The 23,717-nt window shown below is 65.0% G+C and carries 25 protein-coding genes, 1 tRNA gene and 2 pseudogenes; 11 read left to right on the forward strand and 17 right to left on the reverse strand.

The features are described from left to right. Positions 1 to 224, reverse strand: a pseudogene (locus tag VFW69_RS04955) (D-2-hydroxyacid dehydrogenase family protein); the annotation flags it as partial. A gap of 161 nt (positions 225 to 385) precedes the next feature. Between VFW69_RS04955 and VFW69_RS04960 the strand changes: the two are divergent. From VFW69_RS04960 to VFW69_RS04970, 3 genes and pseudogenes are all read left to right on the forward strand, one after another. Further along, the gene (locus tag VFW69_RS04960) at positions 386 to 730 is read left to right on the forward strand and encodes a hypothetical protein (protein WP_526498763.1); all 345 of its coding nucleotides are present in this window, start codon (positions 386 to 388) and stop codon (positions 728 to 730) included. A gap of 12 nt (positions 731 to 742) precedes the next feature. Beyond that, positions 743 to 895 (forward strand): annotated as a pseudogene (locus VFW69_RS04965) (citrate/2-methylcitrate synthase); the annotation flags it as partial. A gap of 5 nt (positions 896 to 900) precedes the next feature. Further along, positions 901 to 4,284, forward strand: a complete 3,384-nt coding sequence (locus VFW69_RS04970; RefSeq protein WP_526498765.1) for a pyruvate carboxylase — start codon at positions 901 to 903, stop codon at positions 4,282 to 4,284. Here the strand turns inward: VFW69_RS04970 and VFW69_RS04975 are convergent. The 3 genes from VFW69_RS04975 to VFW69_RS04985 are packed head-to-tail and all read right to left on the reverse strand — an operon-like array spanning position 4,281 to position 7,766. Beyond that, positions 4,281 to 5,207: an HpcH/HpaI aldolase/citrate lyase family protein gene (locus VFW69_RS04975; RefSeq protein WP_526498767.1), complete on the reverse strand. Its 927-nt coding sequence runs from the start codon at positions 5,205 to 5,207 to the stop codon at positions 4,281 to 4,283. The two genes, VFW69_RS04970 and VFW69_RS04975, sit on opposite strands and share 4 nt — an antisense overlap. A 17-nt stretch (positions 5,208 to 5,224) precedes the next feature. Then, the gene (locus VFW69_RS04980) at positions 5,225 to 6,409 is read right to left on the reverse strand and encodes a CaiB/BaiF CoA transferase family protein (RefSeq protein WP_526498806.1); all 1,185 of its coding nucleotides are present in this window, start codon (positions 6,407 to 6,409) and stop codon (positions 5,225 to 5,227) included. Beyond that, positions 6,402 to 7,766 carry an LLM class flavin-dependent oxidoreductase gene (locus tag VFW69_RS04985; protein WP_526498769.1) on the reverse strand — a complete coding sequence of 455 codons (1,365 nt, stop codon included), beginning with the start codon at positions 7,764 to 7,766 and terminating at the stop codon, positions 6,402 to 6,404. The genes VFW69_RS04980 and VFW69_RS04985 overlap by 8 nt, the downstream gene beginning before the upstream one ends. A gap of 67 nt (positions 7,767 to 7,833) precedes the next feature. Here VFW69_RS04985 and VFW69_RS04990 point away from each other — a divergent pair, with 67 nt between their 5' ends. Further along, the gene (locus VFW69_RS04990; protein ID WP_526498771.1) at positions 7,834 to 8,484 is read left to right on the forward strand and encodes a GntR family transcriptional regulator; all 651 of its coding nucleotides are present in this window, start codon (positions 7,834 to 7,836) and stop codon (positions 8,482 to 8,484) included. A gap of 24 nt (positions 8,485 to 8,508) precedes the next feature. Here VFW69_RS04990 and VFW69_RS04995 read toward each other — a convergent pair whose 3' ends face one another. The 5 genes from VFW69_RS04995 to VFW69_RS05015 all read right to left on the reverse strand — a co-directional run bounded on the left by VFW69_RS04995 (position 8,509) and on the right by VFW69_RS05015 (position 12,975). Continuing rightward, positions 8,509 to 9,480, reverse strand: coding sequence for an LLM class flavin-dependent oxidoreductase (locus tag VFW69_RS04995; RefSeq protein WP_526498773.1), 972 nt, complete (start codon positions 9,478 to 9,480; stop codon positions 8,509 to 8,511). An 11-nt stretch (positions 9,481 to 9,491) separates the two neighbouring features. After that, positions 9,492 to 9,971, reverse strand: coding sequence for a VOC family protein (locus tag VFW69_RS05000; RefSeq protein WP_526498775.1), 480 nt, complete (start codon positions 9,969 to 9,971; stop codon positions 9,492 to 9,494). Continuing rightward, on the reverse strand, positions 9,968 to 11,206 hold the full coding sequence (locus VFW69_RS05005; protein WP_526498777.1) for an MBL fold metallo-hydrolase: 1,239 nt from the start codon (positions 11,204 to 11,206) through the stop codon (positions 9,968 to 9,970). The genes VFW69_RS05000 and VFW69_RS05005 overlap by 4 nt, the downstream gene beginning before the upstream one ends. A 14-nt stretch (positions 11,207 to 11,220) precedes the next feature. Further along, positions 11,221 to 12,489 carry a sulfotransferase gene (locus tag VFW69_RS05010; protein ID WP_526498779.1) on the reverse strand — a complete coding sequence of 423 codons (1,269 nt, stop codon included), beginning with the start codon at positions 12,487 to 12,489 and terminating at the stop codon, positions 11,221 to 11,223. A gap of 99 nt (positions 12,490 to 12,588) precedes the next feature. Continuing rightward, a complete protein-coding gene (locus tag VFW69_RS05015; protein WP_526498781.1) occupies positions 12,589 to 12,975 on the reverse strand; it encodes a DUF2237 family protein in 387 nt (128 codons plus the stop codon). Between the two features lie 130 nt (positions 12,976 to 13,105). On the opposite strand from VFW69_RS05015, the gene VFW69_RS05020 reads away from it, so the two are divergent. The 5 genes from VFW69_RS05020 to VFW69_RS05040 all read left to right on the forward strand — a co-directional run bounded on the left by VFW69_RS05020 (position 13,106) and on the right by VFW69_RS05040 (position 17,322). Next, entirely contained in the window at positions 13,106 to 13,588 is a 483-nt protein-coding gene (locus VFW69_RS05020; protein WP_526498783.1) for an NINE protein, read from the forward strand. A gap of 39 nt (positions 13,589 to 13,627) precedes the next feature. After that, complete coding sequence (locus VFW69_RS05025; RefSeq protein WP_526498785.1) at positions 13,628 to 13,768, forward strand: hypothetical protein; 141 nt, start codon at positions 13,628 to 13,630, stop codon at positions 13,766 to 13,768. Positions 13,769 to 13,854: 86 nt separating this feature from the next. Next, positions 13,855 to 14,988: a glycoside hydrolase 5 family protein gene (locus tag VFW69_RS05030; RefSeq protein ID WP_526498787.1), complete on the forward strand. Its 1,134-nt coding sequence runs from the start codon at positions 13,855 to 13,857 to the stop codon at positions 14,986 to 14,988. Positions 14,989 to 15,128: 140 nt separating this feature from the next. Beyond that, the gene (locus VFW69_RS05035; protein ID WP_526498789.1) at positions 15,129 to 16,793 is read left to right on the forward strand and encodes a putative alpha/beta hydrolase; all 1,665 of its coding nucleotides are present in this window, start codon (positions 15,129 to 15,131) and stop codon (positions 16,791 to 16,793) included. A gap of 115 nt (positions 16,794 to 16,908) precedes the next feature. Beyond that, entirely contained in the window at positions 16,909 to 17,322 is a 414-nt protein-coding gene (locus tag VFW69_RS05040) for a hypothetical protein (RefSeq protein WP_526498808.1), read from the forward strand. A gap of 91 nt (positions 17,323 to 17,413) precedes the next feature. Here the strand turns inward: VFW69_RS05040 and VFW69_RS05045 are convergent, their stop codons facing one another. The 3 genes from VFW69_RS05045 to VFW69_RS05055 form a co-directional block, all read right to left on the reverse strand. Further along, entirely contained in the window at positions 17,414 to 17,890 is a 477-nt protein-coding gene (locus VFW69_RS05045; RefSeq protein ID WP_526498810.1) for a CAP domain-containing protein, read from the reverse strand. Between the two features lie 139 nt (positions 17,891 to 18,029). Continuing rightward, a complete protein-coding gene (locus VFW69_RS05050; protein ID WP_526498791.1) occupies positions 18,030 to 19,034 on the reverse strand; it encodes a glycoside hydrolase family 6 protein in 1,005 nt (334 codons plus the stop codon). Between the two features lie 66 nt (positions 19,035 to 19,100). Then, a complete protein-coding gene (locus VFW69_RS05055) occupies positions 19,101 to 19,817 on the reverse strand; it encodes a cutinase family protein (protein WP_526498793.1) in 717 nt (238 codons plus the stop codon). A gap of 350 nt (positions 19,818 to 20,167) precedes the next feature. On the opposite strand from VFW69_RS05055, the gene VFW69_RS05060 reads away from it, so the two are divergent. Beyond that, positions 20,168 to 20,374, forward strand: a complete 207-nt coding sequence (locus VFW69_RS05060; RefSeq protein WP_526498795.1) for a hypothetical protein — start codon at positions 20,168 to 20,170, stop codon at positions 20,372 to 20,374. 200 nt (positions 20,375 to 20,574) lie between these two features. Here the strand turns inward: VFW69_RS05060 and VFW69_RS05065 are convergent. From VFW69_RS05065 to VFW69_RS05075, 3 genes are all read right to left on the reverse strand, one after another. Then, a tRNA-Ser gene (locus VFW69_RS05065) sits at positions 20,575 to 20,664 on the reverse strand. A gap of 29 nt (positions 20,665 to 20,693) precedes the next feature. Then, on the reverse strand, positions 20,694 to 21,152 hold the full coding sequence (locus VFW69_RS05070) for a nucleoside deaminase (protein WP_526498797.1): 459 nt from the start codon (positions 21,150 to 21,152) through the stop codon (positions 20,694 to 20,696). Positions 21,153 to 21,258: 106 nt separating this feature from the next. Then, the gene (locus tag VFW69_RS05075; protein WP_526498800.1) at positions 21,259 to 21,780 is read right to left on the reverse strand and encodes a tRNA adenosine deaminase-associated protein; all 522 of its coding nucleotides are present in this window, start codon (positions 21,778 to 21,780) and stop codon (positions 21,259 to 21,261) included. A gap of 128 nt (positions 21,781 to 21,908) precedes the next feature. Here VFW69_RS05075 and VFW69_RS05080 point away from each other — a divergent pair, with 128 nt between their 5' ends. Next, complete coding sequence (locus tag VFW69_RS05080; RefSeq protein WP_526498812.1) at positions 21,909 to 22,853, forward strand: prephenate dehydrogenase; 945 nt, start codon at positions 21,909 to 21,911, stop codon at positions 22,851 to 22,853. Here VFW69_RS05080 and VFW69_RS05085 read toward each other — a convergent pair. Both VFW69_RS05085 and VFW69_RS05090 read right to left on the reverse strand, forming a co-directional pair. Next, positions 22,816 to 23,415 (reverse strand): putative glycolipid-binding domain-containing protein, encoded by a 600-nt coding sequence (locus tag VFW69_RS05085; RefSeq protein WP_526498802.1) that lies wholly within the window; start codon positions 23,413 to 23,415, stop codon positions 22,816 to 22,818. The two genes, VFW69_RS05080 and VFW69_RS05085, sit on opposite strands and share 38 nt — an antisense overlap. Beyond that, the coding region (locus VFW69_RS05090; RefSeq protein WP_526498804.1) for an ABC transporter permease family protein at positions 23,416 to 23,717 on the reverse strand (302 nt) is incomplete at its 5' end. It abuts the gene before it with no gap.

The following is a 23,717-nucleotide window of genomic DNA, read 5'->3' on the forward strand; positions in this document are numbered from 1 at the left end:
GTGATCAGCTGCAGGTTCGGCAGCCGCTCGATCAAGGTCCGCGGAAACGCCATGCGCTCTCGCATGGTGCACACCACATCAAACGGGTGCAGCGCATCGGCCGCCTCGTCCTGCGCGAGGTGCCGGTCGAAAACGGTTACCTCGGCTCGCTTTTGCACCGGTGACCAGTCGGCGACCTGCAGGGCCACCCCGGCGTAGTCATCGAGAATCGCTATCTTGGGCATGCGGTCACCCCGATCCCGTGCATGGCTCACTGGAACATTACGTCGCGGGCGCCGTCAAGACCGCGACGGCGCGTGCAGCGGCCGCGGCGACCTGGGCCGCTAGATCCCTGAGCAACTAACCGGGGTGGCTGGTGTTGCTGGACAAACCGCATACTCAACGAGTGGGACGCCGGCTCGCTTTAGTTCTGTTCGGGGTGACATGGATGATCAGCGGCGCGCTGATGGCCTTCAATCCGCCGCCGCATGATTTCCGTAGAGCAGCGGCGCTGCCGTTCATCGGCTGGGTCACGATGGCCTTCGGGTGCTACATCGCCATCAAGGTGCTACGCGGAAAGGACGTCGCCGACAGCGGCAAGCCGCCACGGCACGACAGCGGTGAGGAGACCAGCATGCGCGACTCCGTCAAGTTCGTCCTCGGCATGGTGTTCCTCCCCGTGTGCGGCGGCTTCGCTGTCTGGGACGGCTTTCACCGGGGGTTGCTGTCACGACCCGCCCTCAGGTCGTAGTGGCGTTTGACCATCTCGGGCTTTGACATCGGCATCTTCACGCCGATCTTCGTGATGAGCCGGATCACCGGGTGGACGGCACACATCATGGAGCAGACCGCGTCCAACGCGTTGATCCGTCCGCTGAGCGAGTATGTCGGACCTCCCCAGCGCGCTCTATCGTAAGTACCGTGTTTGCGAAGGTATTGGTCGCCAATCGCGGCGAGATAGCGATCCGCGCGTTCCGCGCGGCCTACGAGCTGGAACTAGGCACGGTCGCGGTCTATCCCTATGAGGACCGAAATTCCGTGCATCGCCTCAAGGCCGACGAGTCCTACCAAATCGGCGAGGAGGGCCATCCGGTTCGCGCGTACCTGTCGGTCGACGACATCGTCGCGACGGCACGGGCGTGCGGAGCGGACGCCATTTATCCCGGCTATGGCTTCCTGTCGGAGAATCCGGACCTGGCGGCGGCGTGTGCGGCGGCGGGCATCACCTTCGTCGGCCCGAGCGCGGAGGTGCTCGAGCTCACGGGCAACAAATCGCGGGCGATCGCGGCGGCCCGGGAAGCGGGCCTTCCGGTGCTGGCTTCCTCGACACCCTCGACGTCGGTGGACGAGCTGCTGGCGGCCGCCGAGTCGATGACGTTCCCCCTGTTCGTCAAGGCGGTCGCCGGTGGCGGCGGGCGCGGGATGCGCCGGGTGGCCGACGCCGCCTCGCTGCCCGAGGCGATCGAGGCGGCCAGCCGTGAGGCCGAGTCCGCGTTCGGGGACGCCTCGGTGTTTCTCGAGCAGGCGGTGATCAATCCGCGGCACATCGAGGTGCAGATCCTGGCCGACACCCAGGGCAACGTCATCCACCTCTACGAGCGGGACTGCAGTGTTCAGCGCAGGCACCAGAAGGTCGTCGAGATCGCACCGGCACCGAATCTGGATCCGCAACTGCGCCAAAAGATCTGCGCGGATGCGGTGGCTTTCGCGCGGACCATCGGCTATACGTGCGCCGGGACGGTGGAATTCCTACTCGATGAGCGCGGCAATCACGTTTTCATCGAGATGAACCCGCGCATCCAGGTGGAGCACACCGTCACCGAGGAGATTACCGATGTCGACCTGGTGTCGGCGCAGCTGCGCATCGCCGGCGGGCAGAGCCTGGAAGACATTGGTTTAAACCAGGATTCGATCGTCCCACACGGCGCGGCGTTGCAGTGCCGGATCACCACCGAGGATCCGGCGAACGGTTTCCGCCCGGACACCGGCCGGATCACCGCCTACCGCACACCCGGCGGTGCGGGAATCCGGTTGGATGGCGGCACGACGCTGGGCGCCGACATCAGCGCTCATTTCGACTCGATGCTGATCAAGCTGACCTGCCGGGGCCGCGACTTCGCCACTGCGGTGCGCCGGGCGCGACGGGCGGTCGCGGAGTTTCGGATCCGCGGAGTCTCGACGAATATTCCGTTCCTGCAAGCGGTCCTGGATGACCAGGATTTTCAGGCCGGCCGCATCACTACGTCGTTCATCGAGGAGCGCCCGCAGCTGCTTACTGCGCGCAGCTCCGCTGACCGCGGCACCAAGATTCTCAACTTCCTGGCCGACGTCACCGTGAACAAGCCACACGGTGAGCGTCCGTCGGCGGTGTACCCGCATGACAAGCTGCCCGACATCGATCCGTCCACCGAGCCCCCGCCCGGCTCCAAGCAGCGATTGACCGAGCTCGGACCGGAACGCTTTGCGGCCTGGTTACGCGAGTCGCGCGGCGTCGGCGTCACCGATACCACCTTCCGCGACGCGCACCAATCCCTGCTCGCCACGCGGGTCCGCACCAGCGGCCTGATCAAGGTGGCGCCCTATATCGCGCGGACCACACCGCAACTGCTGTCGATCGAATGCTGGGGCGGGGCGACTTACGATGTGGCGCTGCGGTTTCTGAAGGAAGACCCGTGGGAGCGGCTGGCAACGCTGCGCGAGGCGCTGCCCAACATCTGCCTGCAGATGCTGCTGCGCGGGCGCAACACCGTTGGCTACACACCGTATCCGGAGACGGTAACCACGGCGTTCGTCGAGGAGGCGACGGCGACGGGCATCGACATCTTCCGGATCTTCGATGCGCTGAACAACGTCGACTCGATGCGACCGGCCATCGACGCCGTGCGGGAAACCGGGGCGGCGGTGGCCGAGGTGGCGATGTCCTACACCGGGGATCTCAGCGATCCGGCCGAAAAGCTGTACACGCTCGACTATTACCTGAAGCTGGCCGAACAGATCGTGGACGCGGGCGCACACGTGCTGGCGATCAAGGACATGGCCGGCCTGCTGCGGGCGCCGGCGGCAGCGACGCTGGTCTCGGCGCTCAAGTTCCGATTCGACCTGCCGGTACACGTGCATACCCACGACACCCCGGGCGGGCAGCTGGCGAGTTACGTGGCGGCCTGGCACGCTGGGGCCGACGCCGTCGACGGCGCCGCGGCCCCCCTCGCGGGAACCACCAGCCAGCCCGCGCTGTCGTCGATCGTGGCCGCTGCGGCCAACACGGCCTATGACACCGGGTTGTCGCTGCCGGCGGTCTGCGACCTGGAGCCGTATTGGGAGGCGCTCCGAAAGGTTTACGCGCCCTTTGAATCCGGGCTTCCCGCCCCGACAGGACGCGTCTACCACCATGAGATTCCGGGCGGCCAGCTATCGAACCTGCGCCAGCAAGCCATCGCGCTGGGACTCGGTGACCGGTTCGAGGACATCGAAAACGCCTACGCCGGGGCCGATGCCATCCTCGGACACCTCGTCAAGGTCACCCCGTCCAGCAAGGTGGTCGGTGACCTGGCGCTGGCGCTGGTGGGAGCGGGCGTCAGCGCGCAAGACTTCGCCGACGACCCCGCACGCTACGACATCCCGGATTCAGTGATCGGCTTCCTGCGCGGAGAACTCGGCGACCCACCGGGCGGCTGGCCCGAGCCGTTGCGTTCCAAGGCATTGGAGGGACGTGGTCCGGCGAAGCCGGAGCAGGCGCTGTCGGCCGAAGATGAAGAGGCGTTGGGCACTCCGGGCGTCGAGCGGCAGGCAGCGCTGAACCGGCTGCTGTTCCCCGGACCCGCCAAGGAACTCGAGGACCATCGCGAATTGTACGGGGACACCTCTCGCCTGAGCGCCAACCAATTCTTCTACGGGTTGCGCCACGGGGATGAACACCGCGTCGAGCTGGAGCGCGGTGTGGAGCTGCTGATCGGCCTGGAGGCCGTCTCCGATGCCGACGAACGCGGCATGCGCACCGTGATGTGCATCCTCAACGGTCAGCTACGACCCGTCGTGGTGCGTGATCGCAGTATCGCCTCGGACGTGCCCGCCGCCGAGAAGGCCGATCGCGCCAACCCGGATCACATCGCCGCGCCCTTTGCCGGCGTCGTGACGGTGACCACCGACGTCGGCGAGGAAGTCGAAGCCGGCCAGACAATCGCGACGATCGAAGCGATGAAGATGGAGGCGGCCGTCACCACCCCGAAGGCCGGGAAGGTCGCACGAATCGCGGTCTCGCAGACCGCGCAGGTGGAGGGCGGTGACCTCTTGGTGGTGATCGCCTAACGGCGATCGCAAGCGAGGCTGCCGTTGATCAGGGCCGCGCGCGCCAGCGTCTGCTCCGCCTGCTTCACGTGCGCAGCGTCCACCAGGACACCGTTCACGCCGACCGCGCCGCGGCCCTTGGCCTCGGCTTCCCGGTAGGCGGCGACATTGGCTTCGGCCCTGGCGATTTCGTCGGCGGTCGGGGCGTAGACCTCGTTGGCGACGGGCACCTGATCGGGGTGGATGGCCCACTTGCCGGTATACCCGAGCAGCGATGCGCGCCGCGCGTCGCGCTCGTACCCCGCGAGGTCCCGGTAGTCGGGATACGGTGCGTCGATCGCGTCGATGCCGGCGATGCGCGCAGCCACGATCACCTTGTTGCGCGCGTAAGCCCAGAATTCACCGGGATATTCACCGAGCGGGACGAAGTTGGTATCCACCCGGGCTCCCTGGGACAGCGAGAAATCGCCCACGCCGAAGATCAGGGCATCCAGACGAGGGCTGGCCGCCGCGATCTCTTCGGCGTTGACCAGGCCTTCCACCTCCTCGATGAGAACTTCGAGCCGAATGCGTTTTCCCAGGCCGAGTTTCGACTCCAGCTGGGTCAGCAGCACGTCCACCCACCACACGTCGCGGGCCTGGCGGGCCTTCGGGATGATGATCGTGTCGAGGTTCCGGCCGGCCTTGGTCACTACGTCGACGACGGCGTCGTGGCACCACTGGGTATCCAGGCCGTTGATCCGGATGGCAGGGGCGGTGCGGCCCCAGTCGATGTCGTTGAGCGCGGCGATCGCCTTGGCGCGCGACTCTTCCTTGAACGCCACCGGCACCGCGTCCTCGAGGTCGAGGAACACCAGATCGGCGCCGCACTGGGCGCCCTTCTCGAACATGTTGTCGTTGCTCGCGGGCACCGCGAGTTCGGAACGACGGAGCAGATCGGTCACTATCGAGTTTCTTTCTGTCACAGCACGCCGCGGGCGCGCAGGTCGTCAATCTCGTTGGGAGTCAAGCCGAGTAGCTCGCCGTAGACTTCGGCGTTGTGCTCGCCGAGGCGGGGTCCGAGATGACCTACCGTCCCGGACGCCGATGAGAAGCGCGGAACGGGCGCCTGTACCGTCATCGCCCCGAGCTGTGCATCGTCGACGGAGATGAACACCTCACGATGCGCCAGCTGCTCGTCGGCGACCAGATCGTTGATGTCGTAGACCGGGGCCGCAGCCACCTCATGGGCGTCGAAAACCTCCATCGCCTCCGAAAGTGTCTTCGTGGCAACCCAATCGGCCAGCAGCGCGTCGACCTCTCGGGCCCGCGCCAGCCGCCGCTGCGGGTCGGAGAAGTCGGGGTCCGTCACAAGATCGTCTCGCCCTATCGCCCGGAACACCCGCAGCGCCAGCGCCGGCGAGCTTCCCGACATGGCCAGCCAACGCCCGTCGGCCGTTTGGTACGTGTTGCGCGGCGCCGAGATATCCCACCGGTTGCCGGACCGCTCGGGCACCAAACCCAACTGGTCATAACTCAGCAGCGTCTGCTCCAGCAGCCGGGCCAGCGGGTCGATCAGGTTGACGTCGATCAGCTGCCCAGGCCCGCCGTGCACGTCGCGGTGATACAGCGCCATCATCACCGCGTAAGCGGCATTCAATGAGGCGACGCCGTCGGCCAACATGAAGGGCGGCAATGTGGGTGGGCCGCCGGTCTGGCCGGTGATGTGCGCGAACCCGCTCATCGCCTCGCCCAGCGTGCCGAACCCGGGGCGCTCACTCTTGGGCCCGGTCAACCCGTAGCCCGTGATGTGCAGCATCACGATCCGGTCGTTGACCGCCCGCAGGCTCTCGTAGTCCAAACCCCACTTGCGCAAGGTCTGCGGACGAGTGTTGAAGATGACGACGTCGGCGTGCTCGACCAACCGGCGCACCAGCGCTTGACCTTCGGCGCAGCGCAGGTCCAGCGTGATCGACCGCTTGTTGCGCGATAGCGACTTCCACATCAGCCCGACGCCATCGCGCTGGTTGCCCCAGCCGCGGATCGGGTCGCCATGCCTCGGTTCTTCAACCTTGATCACATCCGCGCCGAACTCGCCCAGATAGGTCGCCACCAGCGGCGCGGCGGCCAGGGTGGCGAGGTCGAGTACCCGCAGCCCGTCAAGCATTGGCACCGGCGGCCACCCGCCTGTTCGACGGGCGCTGCAGCCCAAGATGTCCCCGCAGCGTCGACGACTCGTATTCGCTGCGGAACAACCCCCGGCGTTGCAGCTCCGGAACCACCATGCGCACGACATCTTCGAAAGCACCGGGCAGATGCGTTGCGGCCAAGACGAATCCGTCGCAGGCACCGGATTCGAACCAGTCCGCCATCTGATCGGCGACCTGCTGGCCCGTGCCGACGAAACGCGGTCCCTGCAGCAACGTGGCGCGATGACTGGCAAGGTCGCGCAGCGTGACCGTGTCCCCACCGATATGGGTGCGCAGGTTCTGCACCAGCCCGCGGATGCCGGAGACCGAGGCAAGCAGTTCGTCGGTAACCGGATCGTCTAGATCATGTTGCGCGAAGTCGTAATTCATCAACTCCGACAGGAGCGTCAGGGATGCCATGGGATGAACCAGCTCATCGAGGAACATGGCTTCGCGCTCCTTGGCGTGGGCTTCCGACTCGCCGACAACAGCGTAGGCCATGGGGCAGATGCGTACCGCGGCGGGATCGCGGCCGGCGTCGGCGATACGGTCCTTCTGATCCGCGTAGTGGCTGCGGGCGACGTCGATGCCCGGGTCGCCGGTGAAGATCAATTCGGCCCACCGCGAAGCGAATTCGCGTCCACGACCCGACGATCCGGCCTGGATGATGACCGGACGACCCTGCGGGGTGCGCGGCACCGTCAACGGGCCGCGCGCGGAGAAGAACTGGCCGACGTGCCCGAGCTCGTGCACCTTCGCGGGATCCGCGTACTGTCCGGACGCCCGGTCGTGCAGGAGGGCGTCGTCTTCCCAGGTGTCCCACAGACCGGTGACGACGTCCATGAATTCGTCGGCGCGATCGTAACGTTCGTCGTGGCCGAGGTGGGCGTCAACGCCGAAGTTCTGTGCTTCGCTGTCGTTGACCGAGGTGACCACGTTCCAGGCCGCGCGGCCGCCCGAAAGGTGATCCAGCGAGGCGAATGTCCTTGCGACGTGGAACGGCTGGTAATAGGTCGTCGAGTAGGTGGCGCCCAGCCCGATCTTTGAAGTGGCTTGCGCGAGCACCCCGAGGATCACGCTCAGGTCCAGCTTGACCGGCCGCGCACCGTAATGGACGGCATCGTCCACGGAGCCGTCGTAAACCCCCGGTATTGCCAGGCGATCGTCGAAGAACATCAGGTCGAAACACCCCTCTTCGAGCTGACGACCGATTTTGGCGTAGTAGGACGCGTGCAGATACCGGTGTTCCGTTGCGGGATGTCGCCACGAGCCCGCATAAACGGATGTGCTGCCGGCCTGCATGAAGGCGACGAGGGCCATCTTGTCGGTACGCATTTTTGAAACGTAACATCTGATATTTCAGATATCAAACGCTAAATCTGTTGTTTGGTATTCTGCGCAGGTGGCAGGCATCGACATCTCCGGAACCGTTCGCGAGCGCGCCGCCCGCGAACTGCGCGACCGGATTCTCACCGGCACCCTGCCCGCCGGATCACGGGTCGACCTCGACGCCATCACCGAGGAATTCGCAACCAGCCGGACGCCGGTGCGAGAGGCGCTGCTGGAGCTGTCCTTCGAAGGGCTGGTCCAAGTCGCCCCGCGCAGCGGCGTGACGGTGCTCGGCATCAGCCCGGACGACGTGCTGGACAGCTTCACGATTCTCGGTGTGTTGACCGGGCAGGCCGCGGCGTGGGCCGCCGAGCGGATCGAGTCGCAGGAACTCGAGACGCTGCGTGAACTCGCGGCCGACGTCGCTGCGCGGTCCGGCGACGACAGCATTGGCGAGGCCAATTGGCATTTCCACCAGATGATCCACCGGGCCGCGCACTCGCCACGGCTGCTGAATCAGATCAAGCAGGCCGCCCGGGTGGTGCCGAGCAATTTCCTCACGTTGTTCCCCGAGCACGAGAAGCACTCACTCGACGAACACCAGGAGTTGCTGGACGCGCTCGGCGACAAAGGCGCCGAGCGGGCGCGCGTGATCGCCGAACGACACGTACTGGACGCGGGACGCTCGCTGGCCGACTGGCTGGAGCAGCGCCGCGACGGCTAAGTGTGCTCCACCCCCTTCGACGCGTCAGGCCAGTACGGGCAGGACCTTGTCGGTGAGCAACTGCACCGACTTCCACGCTTCGTCGACCGGCATGCCACCGACCAGGGGATGCATGACGAGCGGACCGTAATTCTCCGCGTCGCGCACCTCCGCGATCAACTGATCGGGAGTGAGAAAGCGGTATCGTCCCGACGCCTGCACTTGGTCCAGAGTCTGGACACCCGGCAGGTGCATGAGCGAACGCTGGTCGGTCGACCATCGGCCGTAAGTGACTGCCTCCCAAAGGATATGGTCACCCAGCTCCGCCCATGCCTGGTCCGGATCCTCGTGCAGGTAGATCATTCCGCGGTTGACCGGCCCCGGCATGAGGATGAACGGCGACATGCCGGCCTCGGCGCACAGCTCGCGGTAGTAATCGGCGATGTCGGGCAGATGGTCCGCCAAACTGAGCGGCAGCCGGAACCGGGCAGCGCGGCGCGCCGTGGCACGCGCACCGCCACCGACGTACAGCGGTGGATGCGGCCGCGTCCAGGTGCCGGTGCAGATCCCGTCTTCTGAATCATCGCCGGACCAGATTGCCAGCACGCGTTCGAGTAGGTCATCCATCAGCGCACCACGCCGGCCGAAATCGACTCCAAGACCGTCATATTCAACCGTGCGGTACCCCAGACCCAGTGTGGTGTGCAGGCGGCCGCGGCTCATGTTGTCGACGAGCGCGATGTCTTCGGCGAGCCGCACCGGATTCCACAGCGGCCCCAGTGCGCAATCGACGCTGGCAATCAGCTTCGAGGTCCGGGCCAAAAACATTGCCGCGGCCATGATCGGATTGCAGCTCCACCCGTGCCCGGTCGCATGATGCTCGTCGACGCTGATGGAGGTGATGCCGTGGGCCTCCCCCCACTGCCCGAGCTCGAGCGCGGCGGACAAGAGCTTGGCCTGTGTGCGTGGGTCACCTTGCGGGGAAGCGAAGTTGAACCGCAGCACCGTCAACAACATGTCCGGCCTCGTTACGCTTCCGGCCCGGCCGCCGCCTGCAGGAAGGCCGGAAAGTCCGGGAACAGTGCGCGGTCGACGATCTCGATGCGGGTGCCCGCCGCGTCGACGTAGTAGGCGAACAGCGCCAAATCCGGCGGAGCGGTGTCGGCGGTTGCTTCGAAGGTGAAGCCGTTGTCCTCCAATATCTTTGCGCTCTCGGCCAAGTTGTCGGTCCAATAGCCGAGGTGGTGAATCGAGTTGCCGGGCGCTGCCGTCCACGCCGTCCCCGGTACCTCCTTGATCAGTTCGACGTGCGGGGCCTGCAGCGAATAGACGAAAGTTGAAGTCACCTCTTGGGTTCCGCTCATCGTGCGAAACGGCAAGGTGTAGCTCACCGGGCTTATCCAGCGATAGCCGGCCAGCGCGCTCAGCCGGGCCATCGCCGCGTCGAGGTCCGGCACGATGATGCCGGTGTGGTAGAAGTCCTCGGATCGCAGTGCGAATGCCGTCATGCGTTCCTCGCTATCTGGTCGCGAAGCCAGGCACTTTCCCAGAAGTTCGTACTGCTGGCGAGAAGTTTTTCATGGGCTTCCCGCAGCACGTCGCGAACCCCCGGATGGTCCGCCGGGACAAGCTGCGCAAGGTGGATGGCTTGCAACGCCCGATCGGCGGCCAGGTGCGCCCGGGCTCGATGCACCAGCGCGTCAGCGCCGGCCAGCTCGACCACGTCTGCGGCGACGGAATCGAATCCGACGGGGTATAGCTCGGTGGTCGATTCGTGATGGAACCAGCCCGAGTAGTTCTCCCAGATGGCCCGCACATCCCAGGCGACTTTCCCGTAACCCTGGCCCAATTCGCATTCCGCGGGCAGAGCGATCTCCCGCATCAAGGTGCGGACGTCTTTGCCCGCGTTCATCCCCGCGACAGTCTGATCGTGGATGTACTGAATCGCGTCGCGCAGCCGAGTCAACTCCGCATTGATACGTTCGGCACCACTGACCGGCTCAAAGTGACCGGTCACCAGCACCTCAGCCTGCAGATCGCGGACCCTGTCCACCGATGCAACGGCCGTCAACGCGTCCCGATAGCGGTCGCCGCGCATGGTGACGAGATTGGGAACGTGGCCGATCAGAGGACCAAAAGTGTTTCCACATAGACAAATCCGTTCCTTCGGCAGCCAGATCACCAGCGAGTCGGTGGTCTCGCCGCCGGGCACGGAGATCAACTCCATGCGCCGGCCTCCGACCTCCAAGCAAAGGGTGTCCTCGAAGTCGATGTCGACGACGGGCACGCTCTGACCGGCCAGCCGTGTGGTACCCAGGCGCCGCTGGATGGCGTGGATACCGCTGGCCAGGGTGTCTTTGAAGGCGAACGCGCTGCGGTTGGCCCGGTACGGGATCAGCCGATCGTTGTCGTCTCGCCAAGACTTCCAATTCGACTGCGCGACAACGATCGTCTCGGGATCGCGCACGCTGTCCAGGCCACCGACATGATCCACATGGCCCTGCGTGAAGATGATGTAGCGCACCGGTGACGAGTCCACCGCGTCGAAGTTGGCGCGATGCACCGGTCCCTCGAAGCCCATGCCGGTGTTGACGATCACCCGACCCTCGGTCGTCGCGAGCAGATACGAGTTGGACAAGCCTGGCGAGCACCATAATCCCGGGGCGATCTCATCGGCCTTATCGGCCGAAGCCGGGCGCATCGCGTCGGCGCCCGGTCTGCTCCGATAGACAGGTTCTGACATCGCTGGTGGCTCCTTTATTCGGGACGGACGTCGAACTTGTCGAAGTAGAAGCCGAAGCGGCCGCGGAGTTCGTCGGCGGAGGTGCCGAAATGCCGCTCCAGTTCATAACGGATACGGCCGTGCTTGCCGCGCGGATTGCCGCCGAGGTACCGCTGAAAGCGTTGTTGCACCTTCGGCGGTAAGTCGACACCTGCGCACTGGTAAAGCCGCTCGAGCACCAGCATTTCGTTGCCGTTGAGCTGATGGAAGTTGATGTCGATGCTGCGTTCGGAAGCCACCAGGTCGCGGTCACGTACGCATGCGCTGAGTAGCCGGTGCACGCGGTCGCTCCAATAGTCCAGCAGCCACTGGGGGTCAATGCTGATACGGCGCAACCGATCCGAATACGCCATCATGGTGATCGCCGACTGGACCACCGAAACGGGATCGCGGTGGGTGAAAGCCACTGTCGCATCAGGGAAAGTCGCCATCAGCGGAGCAAGCTGCTCGCAGTGCTGCGGACTCTTGAGCACCCATGTGCGCGGCCCGCGCAGGAAGGTCAGCGCCTGCAACACCTTCTTCATGTAGGCATAGTGCCGGGTTTGGTCGAGACGCAGATAATAATCCCGCCAGTCTGGCACGCGCGCATGCCATTCCAGCACGTATGAGGCCAGATCGAGGTCAAGAAGCTCCACCTCCTCCTCGATCGCCTCGGGGAACCGGTCATGCATGGCGGCCACTACTGGCGCGCTCGCCATCAACGCATCGTGCTCTGACTTGGCACGCGCGTAGCGGGGATCGATGCCGAAGATGTCCGGGCCCTGTCCGCGGGCGGGGATGGGATCCTGGCTCTCCCAATACGGCAGGGCGCGCCGGCGTGGGTCGGCAGCAATGAGATTCACCAGATGCGTGGTGCCCGAACGCGGCATCCCGACGACGATGAATGGCTTTTCGATCGGGATGGATTCGATCTCGGGATAGCGCCGGATGAGCTCGGTAAGCGACAACCGGTTGCGTAGCAGGCGCACGATTCGTTGGCGCAGCGAACCGCGGGTGAGCCGGCGCAGGCCCTCGTCGGCCTCGATCGCCGCGACGTGCACCCGCAAGCGGTCAGCGAAGCCGTCGGTGTCGTCGAGGTCGGCGGCGGCTGTCAGGCCGGCCTGCTCGATGGCCTCCGCGAGCATCCGGTCGATGTCGAGGTCGACGGGCTCGGCTTCGGTGAACTCCAGGATCTGACGTTGCACGTCGGTCAGCTGGGGCGCGGTCAAGTCGTCGAAGTCGATGTCGTCCACCGCAGAACCCACCGGAACCCCTCTTCGACGCATCAGGTGAGAAATATGACACAGACGCTAGACGCGGTGGAGATGCCTCGTTCGACCACCTCGCCGGGGGTCTGCCCGGCCCTACAGATTGGCCAGATCGTCGGGAACGTCGATCTTGTGTTCTTGCAGCGCCTCCAGCGGTACCACCTCGAGGGTGCTCTCGTGGGTTGCCGCCAACACCACCGGCGCGGCACAACCGTCGTGGTGAGCGCGTAGCCAGTTCAGCGCGGTCACGCACCAGCGGTCGCCCGGCAGCGGGCCGGGGAATCGATACTCGGGAACCGGCGTTAACAAGTCGTTGCCGATGGAACGCTGGTGCTCCAGAAATTCGGCGGTCATCACCGCGCAGATGGTGTGCCGCCCGAGGTCCTGAGGTCCGGTCGAGCAACAGCCGTCGCGGTAGAAGCCGGTCAGCGGGTCTGTGCCGCACGGTTCCAGCGGACCGCCTAAGACATTTCGATCAGGCACCCGTTCAGTATTGCGCCCAAACGGGTGAAGTTTGAAGTAATTCGCCGACTGGATCGTCAGGTTTTCCGATGCCGGATAGCGCCGGCCGCCGGTGTGGACGCCCAGCCACCAGAAGTGTTAACTCGATTCGATGTCGACACCGCCCAACCAACCCCCAAATGCGCCCGGTGAGCCACCCTGGGGATGGCAGCCGCCCGGTTATGGATCGCCGCCGAATCCGCACACCCCACCGCTGCCGCCGGGGTATCCGCCCCCGCAGGCTTACCCCGGGTACTCCGGCTATCCGGGCCATCCCGGTTACCCGGGCTACGTTGACCCGCAGGCGCCCTATGGCCGCGATCAAACCACCGGGCTGCCGCTGTCGGATAAGTCCGCCACCACCGCCGGCTTGCTTCAGCTGTTCCTTGGCTTGTTCGGGATCGGCCGCTTCTACATCGACTCGACTCAGATTGCGATGGCGCAGCTGTGCCTAGGCCTGTTCGGAGTTCTCTTCAGCGTGTTCTGTTTTGTCGGTCTCCCAGTTCTGCTCGGCGGCATCGTTTGGGCCATCGTCGACGCGATCTTGATCTTCACCGGCAACGTCAAAGACAACCACGGTCGTACGCTGCGATAGGCGTCCGAGAGTTCGCCGTCATCGGACACCCTTGATCGATTGTCCGACAACGTGTTTCGTGTAGCAGCGGCGCTGCATTTTAACCTCACCGGCATGCAGGAGGGTGTGGGCTCGCCGATGGCTGATGGTCACGGATTGGTCACGATGACGAGCCCGCGCCGCCGCTCGACGACGCGATGACGGCGCGGTAACGATCGTCATCTGAAGTCGTCGCGACGCGCTGAGCAAATCCCAGGGAAATCGCCCCGAAAACTTATCGTCACATCGTGGAACGACGTACGGCCTTGAAACTCCCTCTGTTACTGGCGGCGGGCGCCGCGGTTGCCCGGATGCCGCGGGCTTCGGCGGAGGAACCGGGCCGGTGGGCACCCGAGCGCGCCAACCGTTGGTATCAAGCGCAGGGTTGGCTCGTTGGAGCAAACTACATTCCGGCGAACGCCATCAACCAGCTCGAGATGTTCCAGCCCGACACGTTCGATCCGCGGCGCATCGATACCGAGCTCGGCTGGGCCCAGTTCTACGGCCACAACACCGCACGGGTGTTCCTTCATGATCAGCTCTGGGCGGCGGATCAGCGCGGCTTTCAAACGCGCCTTGGGCAATTCGTCGACATCGCGGCGCGCCACCGCATCAAACCGCTGTTCGTCTTCTTCGACTCCTGTTGGGACCCGCAACCCCGCGCGGGGCGCCAGCGCGCGCCGAGGCCCGGCGTGCACAACTCGGGATGGGCGCAGAGCCCGGGCGCCGAACGCCTCGGTGATCCAAAGTACGTTCCGGTCATGCGCGACTACGTCACGGCGGTGATGACCCAATTCCGCAACGATAACCGAATTTTGGGCTGGGACCTGTGGAACGAGCCTGACAACCCCGCCCGCCAGTACCGCACCGTCGAACGAAGCGATAAGGAGCTACTGGTCGCCAACCTGCTCCCCCAGGTCTTTCGCTGGGCCCGGGCGGTGGACCCCAGCCAGCCGCTGACAAGTGGTGTGTGGCGCGGCGATTGGGGACAGCCACAGGGCCGCAGCGCAATCAGCGACATACAGCTCGCCAACGCCGACGTGATCACCTTCCACTCCTACGCGGGCCCCGCCGGGTTCGAGAACCGGATCAACGAGCTCACCCCGCTGGGCCGGCCGATCCTTTGCACGGAATACATGGCGCGACCCCAGGGCAGCACCGTCCAATCAATTCTGCCGGTTGCCAAGCGCCACAACGTCGGCGCCATCAACTGGGGCCTGGTCGCCGGCAAAACCCAGACCTACTTTCCTTGGGACTCATGGGATCGCCCCTACACCTCGGTCCCGAAAGTGTGGTTCCACGACCTGATCCGTCCCGAGGGCCGGCCGTTCCAAGACATCGAAGCGCTGACGGTTCGAAAGCTGGCCGGTAGCCAGACCTGAACCAGGGTCGCAACCCTTCCCACTCTTAGCTGCAGTCATTCAAAAACGTCGGGGCTGACGTCGACCTTCCAGAGTAGGGTTACACCAGCTCAGAAGGGGGCGGCGATGCTCGTCGGTGTTGGTCGGCTGCTGGCGGCGCGATGACGCTGACCAACCTGAGCGAAGCAGAACTGATCGCGTCGGCCGGCGGCGATCCATGGGCGATCAACCAGAGCTTGCAGGCCGGCAGCCCGTTTCAGATCTCACAGTTGGCAGGGGCGTTTCATGGCGCGGGCCGACACACCGGCGAAGCTGATCGCGCATTCGAAGAAGCGCGGAAACGCTTCGCCGCGGCCTGGAACCACCAGGATGGTGGCCACCCGATCAACGACTCCGATGAAGTGCAGCGGGTGATCAAATCCCTTGGCGCGCAGTCCGAGCAGTTGCCGAAGATCGGCGCCGAGTTGGAAACCATCGCCGGGGCGTTGGCCGACGCGCAAAAACAAGGAGCTCAAGAGATCGCCCTTCTGGATAGCGAGCTGCGCGGGCTCGACAGACTCATCGGTGCGATAAACCATGATTTGACCCTCAACCTCTCCGCGACGGAACGCGACAAACTGGAGAGACTGAAGAAGGCGGCGCACGCCGACGCCGTGGACGACGTCCGCGATGCCGTCAAGCAGATGAATGCAATTCGCAACGCCTACTCGGACACTTTGCGGAAATCGATGAGCGCTTTGCATACCGACGGTTACGACCCCCCGACAACCGTCGACGACTGGATGGAAAGTCCGTTGAAACCGGGTGAGGCAAGAAACCTCGGTCCGATCGCCGGAACCGGCGGTATCCCAGGCGTCCCCGGGATCGGGGCGGCGGACTTAGGGGAAGTCGTCGAGGTGCCAGGGCAGAACGGACAGCCTGGGAAGTTGTTCGCAATCTTTGGGGATTCGTTCACCGGCGATAAGGCTTACGACGGCAAGCACTACCCATCGGTGGCCGTCCCCGTCACCTTCGACGACGAGGGCCGTCCGCACTTCGGTACACCGCTGACTGGCCAAGACGGCCAAAATGTCTTGTTCCCACCGCCACCTCAAGCAGCCGGGACAGACACACTTCCGGCCGGAAGTATCCGGATGAGTGACGGCACCACCTACATGATGGTCGCGGGGACCGACAACCTAAACCCCACGGGCGGATCATGGCTCGTTAAGGTGACCAATGATCCTGGCCAGGGATGGAAACCCATCGAGGGGTCGTGGCGCCCCTGGACACCTAACCCACCTAATCCGAATGACCCCATTCACCCGGGCACCAGCGCAACGAGCCAACCCACACAGATCAGCGGCTTTCAAGCCAAAGATGGCACGGTGTACATCGCTGCCGACTCGTTCGACCGAACCCGAGGCGTGACCATGTACCGGGTCGATCCCAACCACGTCACCGAGCGCCAATACTGGCAGCCCTGGAACGGCACCGGTTGGGGCCAGCCCGGCGAAGTCGCCACCGCACCGATCAGCCGCACACCCTTCGGGGAACTCAGTTTCAGGGAGGTCGGCGGCCAGCCAGTCCTGTCGGGTTTCAATCAGGGCACTGGAAACGTTGAAGTCAGAGTGGCGAATGAGCCCACGAAAGTGTTGAGCGTTGGACCGACCGTTGTTGCACAGCAGAGCAATCCGCAAGGGCCAAACTTCGTACCCCAGAACTATGGCGGATTCATCCTTCCGGGATCAACGCTCGATAAGCTGAACCTTTTCGTAAGTCAATGGAACACAACGACCAACACTCCATACAACACCCAGGAGTTTCAGGTTAATGCGAACCACTAACTCGCCCGCCGATAGGATCAAAATGATCAACAAGACGTTCGCTGTCGCTGCCGGGATAGTCAGCGCTGTGGTGACCAGCTGCAATGCCCGCGCCGACACACCTGCTTTTCCAGACATGAGTGGGTACTCACCCGTAAACGTTGCGGATTACACGATAGGGCTTCCCAACACGGGGCGCACACCGCTCAATACGGTGTATTTCATTACCCCGGATGGCATCACATGCGATTTTTTCTCCGGAGAGGCGCAGTGCACGGGCAATAACTTTCCCGCTATCCCGCCGGCTGCTGGGACCGGCACGGTGAACGCGATCGGGACCACCTCCGGGCTGGCACAATCCGGCGACCCGATTGCCGCTGATAATCAGGTCTACGGGCACCCCCTAAAGACCCTGCCCCCCTTGCATTCCATCACCGTGGATGGCGTGATCTGCGGCGTCGATAATTCGGGTACCACTGCATGCAAAGACCCCCAGGGCCGTGGCTTTGTGCTGTCGCCGCACGGGTCCGGCTGGCTGCCACACGTGTGATTGCCGTATAGCTGGCGCGTAACCAGCTTTACCGTCCGAGGCATCCGTGCGGCGATGGTGGTGGAACCGAAACAGCTTGGCGCGGCGGGATTTACGAAGCTGCGAAGTCACCGACGGCGGTCATTTTGTTGCCGTCCCAGGCGGTCGCGAAGCCGCCCGCGTTATATGCGCAGTTCAGGAGGATCGCTCGGTGTGGGGGACTTTGCATCCACATGTCGAGGGCTTTATTGGGATTCGCGGCGGATCCGGTGCCCCAGAAGACGATCTCGCCCGAGTACCTGCTCCTATAGCCCGCATCCGTGATACGCACCTGCGGCGAGGAGCCGTCCGAGCCGATGTGTCCGCTTACCCCGCTGCGCAGCATGTCGTCGGCGTGCCGCTGGGCCGCTTCGGCCAAACGCGGGTCGTCACTGATTGCCCCGCATCCCTGACGAAGCTGGTTGACGCCGCTGTACAGCGCTGTCCCCGAATCGTCTGCGCGCGCTAGGAAACCGGACACCGTTCCGGCAGCCGTTGTTAAGGCAGTACAGATCGCGAAGACGGCAATGCTCTCGACTTTCTTGGCCATGATGCCTCGTGCCGTGCGCTCGTTGTGCTGCTTTTGGTACTCAAATGTTATCCATCGTCGCCCAAGAACGATCGCGAATCGCAAATCCGTTCGCGCCGCCGACGCGCGGGCCAACGGCGGGGTCAGGCTCGAGCCGCTACTAGTGGCCGGCGTTGTGAGCCAGATCGATGGCGTACTGGTTCACGAAGTTGCCGGCCGGCGGATCACCTTTCCCGCACGTTCCGTCGGATTCACCCGGACGTTTGATCCACAAGTAAGCGTCGGCATGCGCTCCCGCGGTGGCCGCGGTCGGCGGGGTGCCCAGTGCTCGGCCGCCGGGGTTGCACCAGTTGAGGTCGGAGTCGGGCGCCGGTCCAGCACCATTACGTGACGTGTCGATCACATAGTGCGAACCATTCGTGAGCCCCGAAATCGCCTCGCCGTAACCGATTTCGTCCTCGGTGGTGAAGAAGTTCGCGGTGTTGATGCTGAAACCCCGCGCGTGGCCGACGCCGGCCTGGTTGAGCCTGGCGGCCATGTCGTCCGCGCTGTGCCAGCGCAGATGACCCGCGTCGACGTAGACGGCCGCGTTCGGATCGCGGGTCAGCGTGTCGACGGCGTAGCGAATCAAGTCGAAGCGCACTTGGCGCTGATCGCCCGACAGGCAGTCGGCCATGGCGAGCGCATCGGGTTCGACGATGATCGCCACCCGGGAGGCGCCCACGCCGGATGCGATGCCGTCGATCCACGCGCGGTAGTCGTCGGCCGACGCCATGCCTCCCGCAGCGAAGCTGCCGCAGTCGCGGTGGGGGATTCCGTACAGAGCCAGGACCGGGATGGCGCCCGCAGCATTGGCATCGCCGACATACTTTCCGACCGTGCCTGCCGACGAGCCCGGGACGATCCAGTACGCCTGCGGTGTATTGGCGATGGCGGTCAACTCGGGGCTCGGCGGATCGGCGCTCTGCGCGGCGCGCATCGCGGCCGACGTCGGGTTGACGTAGAACGGCGCTTCGGCCAATGGGTCGCCGTCTGCGACCAAGCGCACCGTCGGGGTGGGACGAACCTGCACCGGGTCGCCGGCCTGACCCATGGCGGCGACGGCCGCAACCGTAAGTAAGGGGGCGATCCAGCGCGCGACTGCACCAGCAGCTGAGAACTTCACCTCTGGGAAGTTAGTGGTTCGCGAGCATCGAGCGCCAATCGTCGACGGCCCGATACGGCCATCCGCCTACATAGATCCGCCGCCGCTAGGACTTCCCCCAAGAAGGTTGGCCGCAAAGGCTGCGCCCTGGTCGATCACCGCCATGTTGGTCGAATACGTGTCATGTGCGGCGAAATTCATGCCGTCGGAGCAGATCGGGTCCTGGGCAGCGCACACCTGGATGGTCTTGGCCTGATAGAGCGGGCCGATGGCGACCGGCGGCTCGCCGAAGAAGTTCATCGCCTTCTCGTTGGGCAAGGCGAAGAGCACAACAGAGGAGACGTGGGTGGCGACTTCCGGATCCAACGGTTTGGGCACGGCCGCCGGATCGATGCCATTCGGTACGACAGGCGAAGTGACGAACCCCATCACGGCCGCGCCTTGCGAATAGCCGCCGAGCACCATCTTGGTGTTGGGACAGTCGTGCGCCATCGAAACGACGTGTGCGCCCGCGTCTCTGACGCCGGCTTCCCCCGCGCTCGTCCAGTCATGGGTAGCGGGGTAATCGACCGGATATACGTCGAACGACTTTGCGCCGATGCGCGAGTGCAGCGAGTCGACGAATGCCTGCCCGGTCGGTCCGAGACCGGGTGGATCGTCGGTGCCGCGGGCGAACACCACCTGAACCTCCGGGCACGGATCGGCGGTGGCGGGGGGGACGGCGGATGCGAGGACGGAAGCGGCAAGGCCCGACGCCGCGGTTACAGCAGGAGCAAGGAGACGAGAGCTGTGACGTGCGGTCATGCCGCTGTGTGCCCAAAAACGTGATTTTCAAACCGCGACTTTCGGCCACTGCCCGACCTGGACACTGCCGCGACCACGCCATACGCCAATCCGCGCGAATGCGAACACGCAACGATCCGTCAGCTTTCCAGCAAATCTGAAGACATTGAGGTTCCTGGCGCGGGGAAATCAGAAGTTACCCACAAAGTTGGCCCACCTGTCCGTGATTGGGGCTCGCGTCGCACTGCGTCTGTTCGCGTCTCTGAATGAAGTCGTTGATGCAAGCCTGGTGGGCATCGGGATCGGTGATGCTGACACAGGGATCGTCGGCGTGCGCTTGTGCTGGTGGAGTGCAGAGGAGTGCCAGTGCCATGGCTGCTGCCGCCAACACGCCCATTATTACCCTCTTCATCAGCTCGTCCTTTCCTGACCTCCCAAATGGCCGCGTTGTTGTCGCCACTTCCAGATATAGCAAGTGTGCCGCGCTGATTCATGACAGGAAAGCGGTCAAGTCGCATGTGCAACAGGAGGAGATCCCCAAACCGCCAGACGGCAAACTGCGGCCGTACCTGGATTAGCTCGCCGTGTGCCAGCGGATCGGGCAGCGGTGCGGCTGTGGCCTGCGCGTCCTCGACCGCGCCTTGCGCGAGGCGAACGGGAGCCTGGATCTACCGCCGCAGTCCCATCCTCGCCGCCGCCACGGACGTGGCTGCGTTCAAAATGTGTTTCACGGCGGGGTCAAGACACCGAATAAACCGGCTTTGACTTGCGTAAACTCTGGCGGTGGCGGAGGGATTTGAACCCTCGGACGGTTTTAGCCGTCACACGCTTTCGAGGCGTGCTCCTTAGGCCGCTCGGACACGCCACCGCCGAGCAGCTTACCCAACCGAAGGCCCGTCACCCCAATCGCTGGCGGGCGAAGAAGGCCTCCAGTGGCGCGGCGCACTCCTTCGCCAGCACACCACCGCGCACTTCCGGGCGGTGATTGAGCCGCCGATCGCGGACCACGTCCCACAACGATCCGACCGCTCCGGTTTTCGGCTCCCAGGCGCCGAACACCAGCCGGGCGACGCGCGACAGCACCAGCGCGCCCGCACACATGGTGCACGGTTCGACGGTGACCGCCAGGGTGGCGCCTTCCAGCCGCCACCCGTCCCCGAGTACCTCGGCCGCCGCGCGCAGCGCCAGGATCTCGGCGTGGGCCGTCGGGTCTCCCCACGCCTCGCGGGCGTTGACCGCGCGGGCCAGTTCCGTTCCGTCGGCGCCGATCACCACCGCGCCGATGGGCACGTCACGGGGACCCGCCGTTGCGGCAACCGACAGTGCGGAGCGGATGAGGTCCTCGTCACTGATCACCGACCGAGCCTGATGGCGGCGACCCGCCGCGCCCGGCTCCATCATTGGTAGCGACCCGCTGCGCCCGGCTCCGCCGCGCTTGCGATCGCCACGGCCGCGCTTGCGATCACCGACCGAGGCGGTCGATCACCGCCGACAACTGATCGGCGAAGCCCATCTCGCGGGCAATGCGGCCCAACTGCTCGTCGGCGTACAGATCGGTCTCGTCGAGGATGACCCCCAGCACCGCCTCGGGCAACCCGACATCGGATAGCAGCCCTAAGTCGCCCTCTTCGAAAGGATCTGAGTCTTCGAGATCCTCCGGATCGATGTCGGCGTCCAGCTTGTCGAGCACTTCCGCGGCGATGTCGTAGTCCAGTGCGGCGGTGGCATCGGAGAGCAACAACCGCGTCCCCGACGGGGCCGGCCGCACGATGACGAAAAATTCGTCATCCACGTCCAGCAGGCCGAAGACCGCGCCGGAACTGCGCAATTCACGCAACTCCGTCTCCGCGGCCGACAGGCTCAGCAGCGACTTACGGGCCATCGGAGCGCAGCGCCACTGCCCCTCTTCACGCACCACCGCGACGCCGAAACCGTCCGGCGTGTCGGCGGACAGGCGCTCGGCGGAGGCCCGTTGTGCTCCCATGGCCGCTTACGGTAGTCCCTGACCAGGCCCCTGACCAGATGGCGCTGGTAGCCGCGAGATCTGACGGCGCCGTTCCCGGCCGGATGTGCCAACCTTGGAATGTGGCAAGCCCTCCTTCTAAGACACCGGTGTGTGTGCTCGGGCTGGGATTGATCGGTGGCTCGATAATGCGGGCCGCCACGGAAGCCGGCCGTGAAGTGTTCGGCTACAACCGCTCGGTGGAGGGCGCGCAGGCCGCGACCGCCGACGGCTTCGACGCCACCACCGACCTGATCGCGACCCTGTCTCGCGCCGCCGGCACCGAGGCGTTGATCGTGCTGGCCGTGCCGATGCCGGCGATGGCGGGCATGCTCGCCCACATCAAAGAGACGACCCCGGCGTGTCCATTGACCGACGTCACCAGCGTCAAGCAAGCGGTGCTCGATCAGGTCGTCGCGGCCAGTCTGCAGGAACGCTTCGTCGGCGGCCACCCGATGGCGGGCACCGCGCATTCGGGGTGGGCCGCCGGCTACGCCGGATTGTTCACCAGGGCCCCGTGGGTCCTCAGCGTCGACGACCACGTCGACCCGACGGTCTGGTCGACGGTGATGACGTTGGCGCTGGACTGCGGCGCGGTCGTGGTGCCGGCCAGGTCCGACGAACACGACGCCGCCGCGGCGGCCATCTCGCATCTGCCCCACCTGCTTGCCGAGGCGCTGGCCGTCGTCGCCGCAGACGTCCCGTTGGCGTTCGCATTGGCTGCCGGGTCATTCCGCGACGGGACTCGGGTGGCGGCCACCGCCCCGAACCTGGTCCGGGCGATGTGCGAAGGCAACTCCGACCAACTGGTGCCCACGGCCGATCGCGCCATCGCGTTGCTGAAGCACGCCCGTGCATCGCTGGCGTCCCATCACTCGGTCGCCGAGCTCATCGAGGCCGGCCATGCCGCGCGAACACGTTACGACAGCTTCCCGCGCTCCGACATCTTCCACGTCGTCATCGGGGCGGAGAATTGGCGTCAGGAATTGGCCGCCGCGGGCCGGGCCGGCGGAGTGATCAGATCCGCTCTGCCAAGCCTGGATAGTCGACGATGAACCCTTCGTCGTCGACGCGCACCGTGGTGTCAGAGATGGGCGAGCGCAACTTGATCTCGTCCAGGCTGCCGGTGCTGCTGTAGCTCACGGTGTCGGCGGTGACGGACATGTCCGGCATGTTCACGTAGACCACGGGCAGCGTGACCGAAGCCGCTCGCTCGTATAACCCGAGCCGCCGGATGGGCAGCGCATTGAAGAATGGGCTGAATTCCACATCGACGTCGAGCGCACCGTTGTAGGCCGCGCGGTGCTCGCCCTGATGGTCGGTGACCAGCCACATGTTCTCTTCGTCGCGGGCGAAGGAGAAGACGCGCTCGCGCTCGGCCAGGGTCACGGTCATGCCGAGCCGCCTGGTGGCACCGGTCTCATCGGTCAGCAGGTCGTAATAGGCGCCGAACGCCGGGTGGGTCTTGGTGGCGGCGGCAATGATGCGGCCATTGGCCTTGATTCTGTTGCCGGACACCTGGACTCGTACCGATTCCATCCGGGGAGCATCCTGTGCGCGCCAGGTGAGCATCGCCTGCCACACGCGGCGAGACGGATCAGAGGGGGCTGCGTTCACTCATCTACCGTAAGTCGTGACCGCCAACCGTTGCGGAAGTGCCCCGTATGTTCGCCGCAGCCGCCCGGTCCCCGGCACCGAAACCCACACCGCCACCGCCAGCAGTCCGTCGAGCACCAGCGCCAACGCGGCCACCATCAGCGCCCCCACCAGGGCGAGATGAAACTCACGTTCTTTGATCCCGTCGATCAGGTATCTGCCCAGACCACCGAGGCTGGCGTAGGCAGCGACCGTCGCCGTGGCGACCACCTGCAGCGTCGCGTTGCGCAGCCCACCCAGGATCAACGGCAACGCATTCGGCA

The sequence above is a fragment of the Mycobacterium sp. genome (assembly GCF_036273375.1).
Classification (GTDB): domain Bacteria; phylum Actinomycetota; class Actinomycetes; order Mycobacteriales; family Mycobacteriaceae; genus Mycobacterium.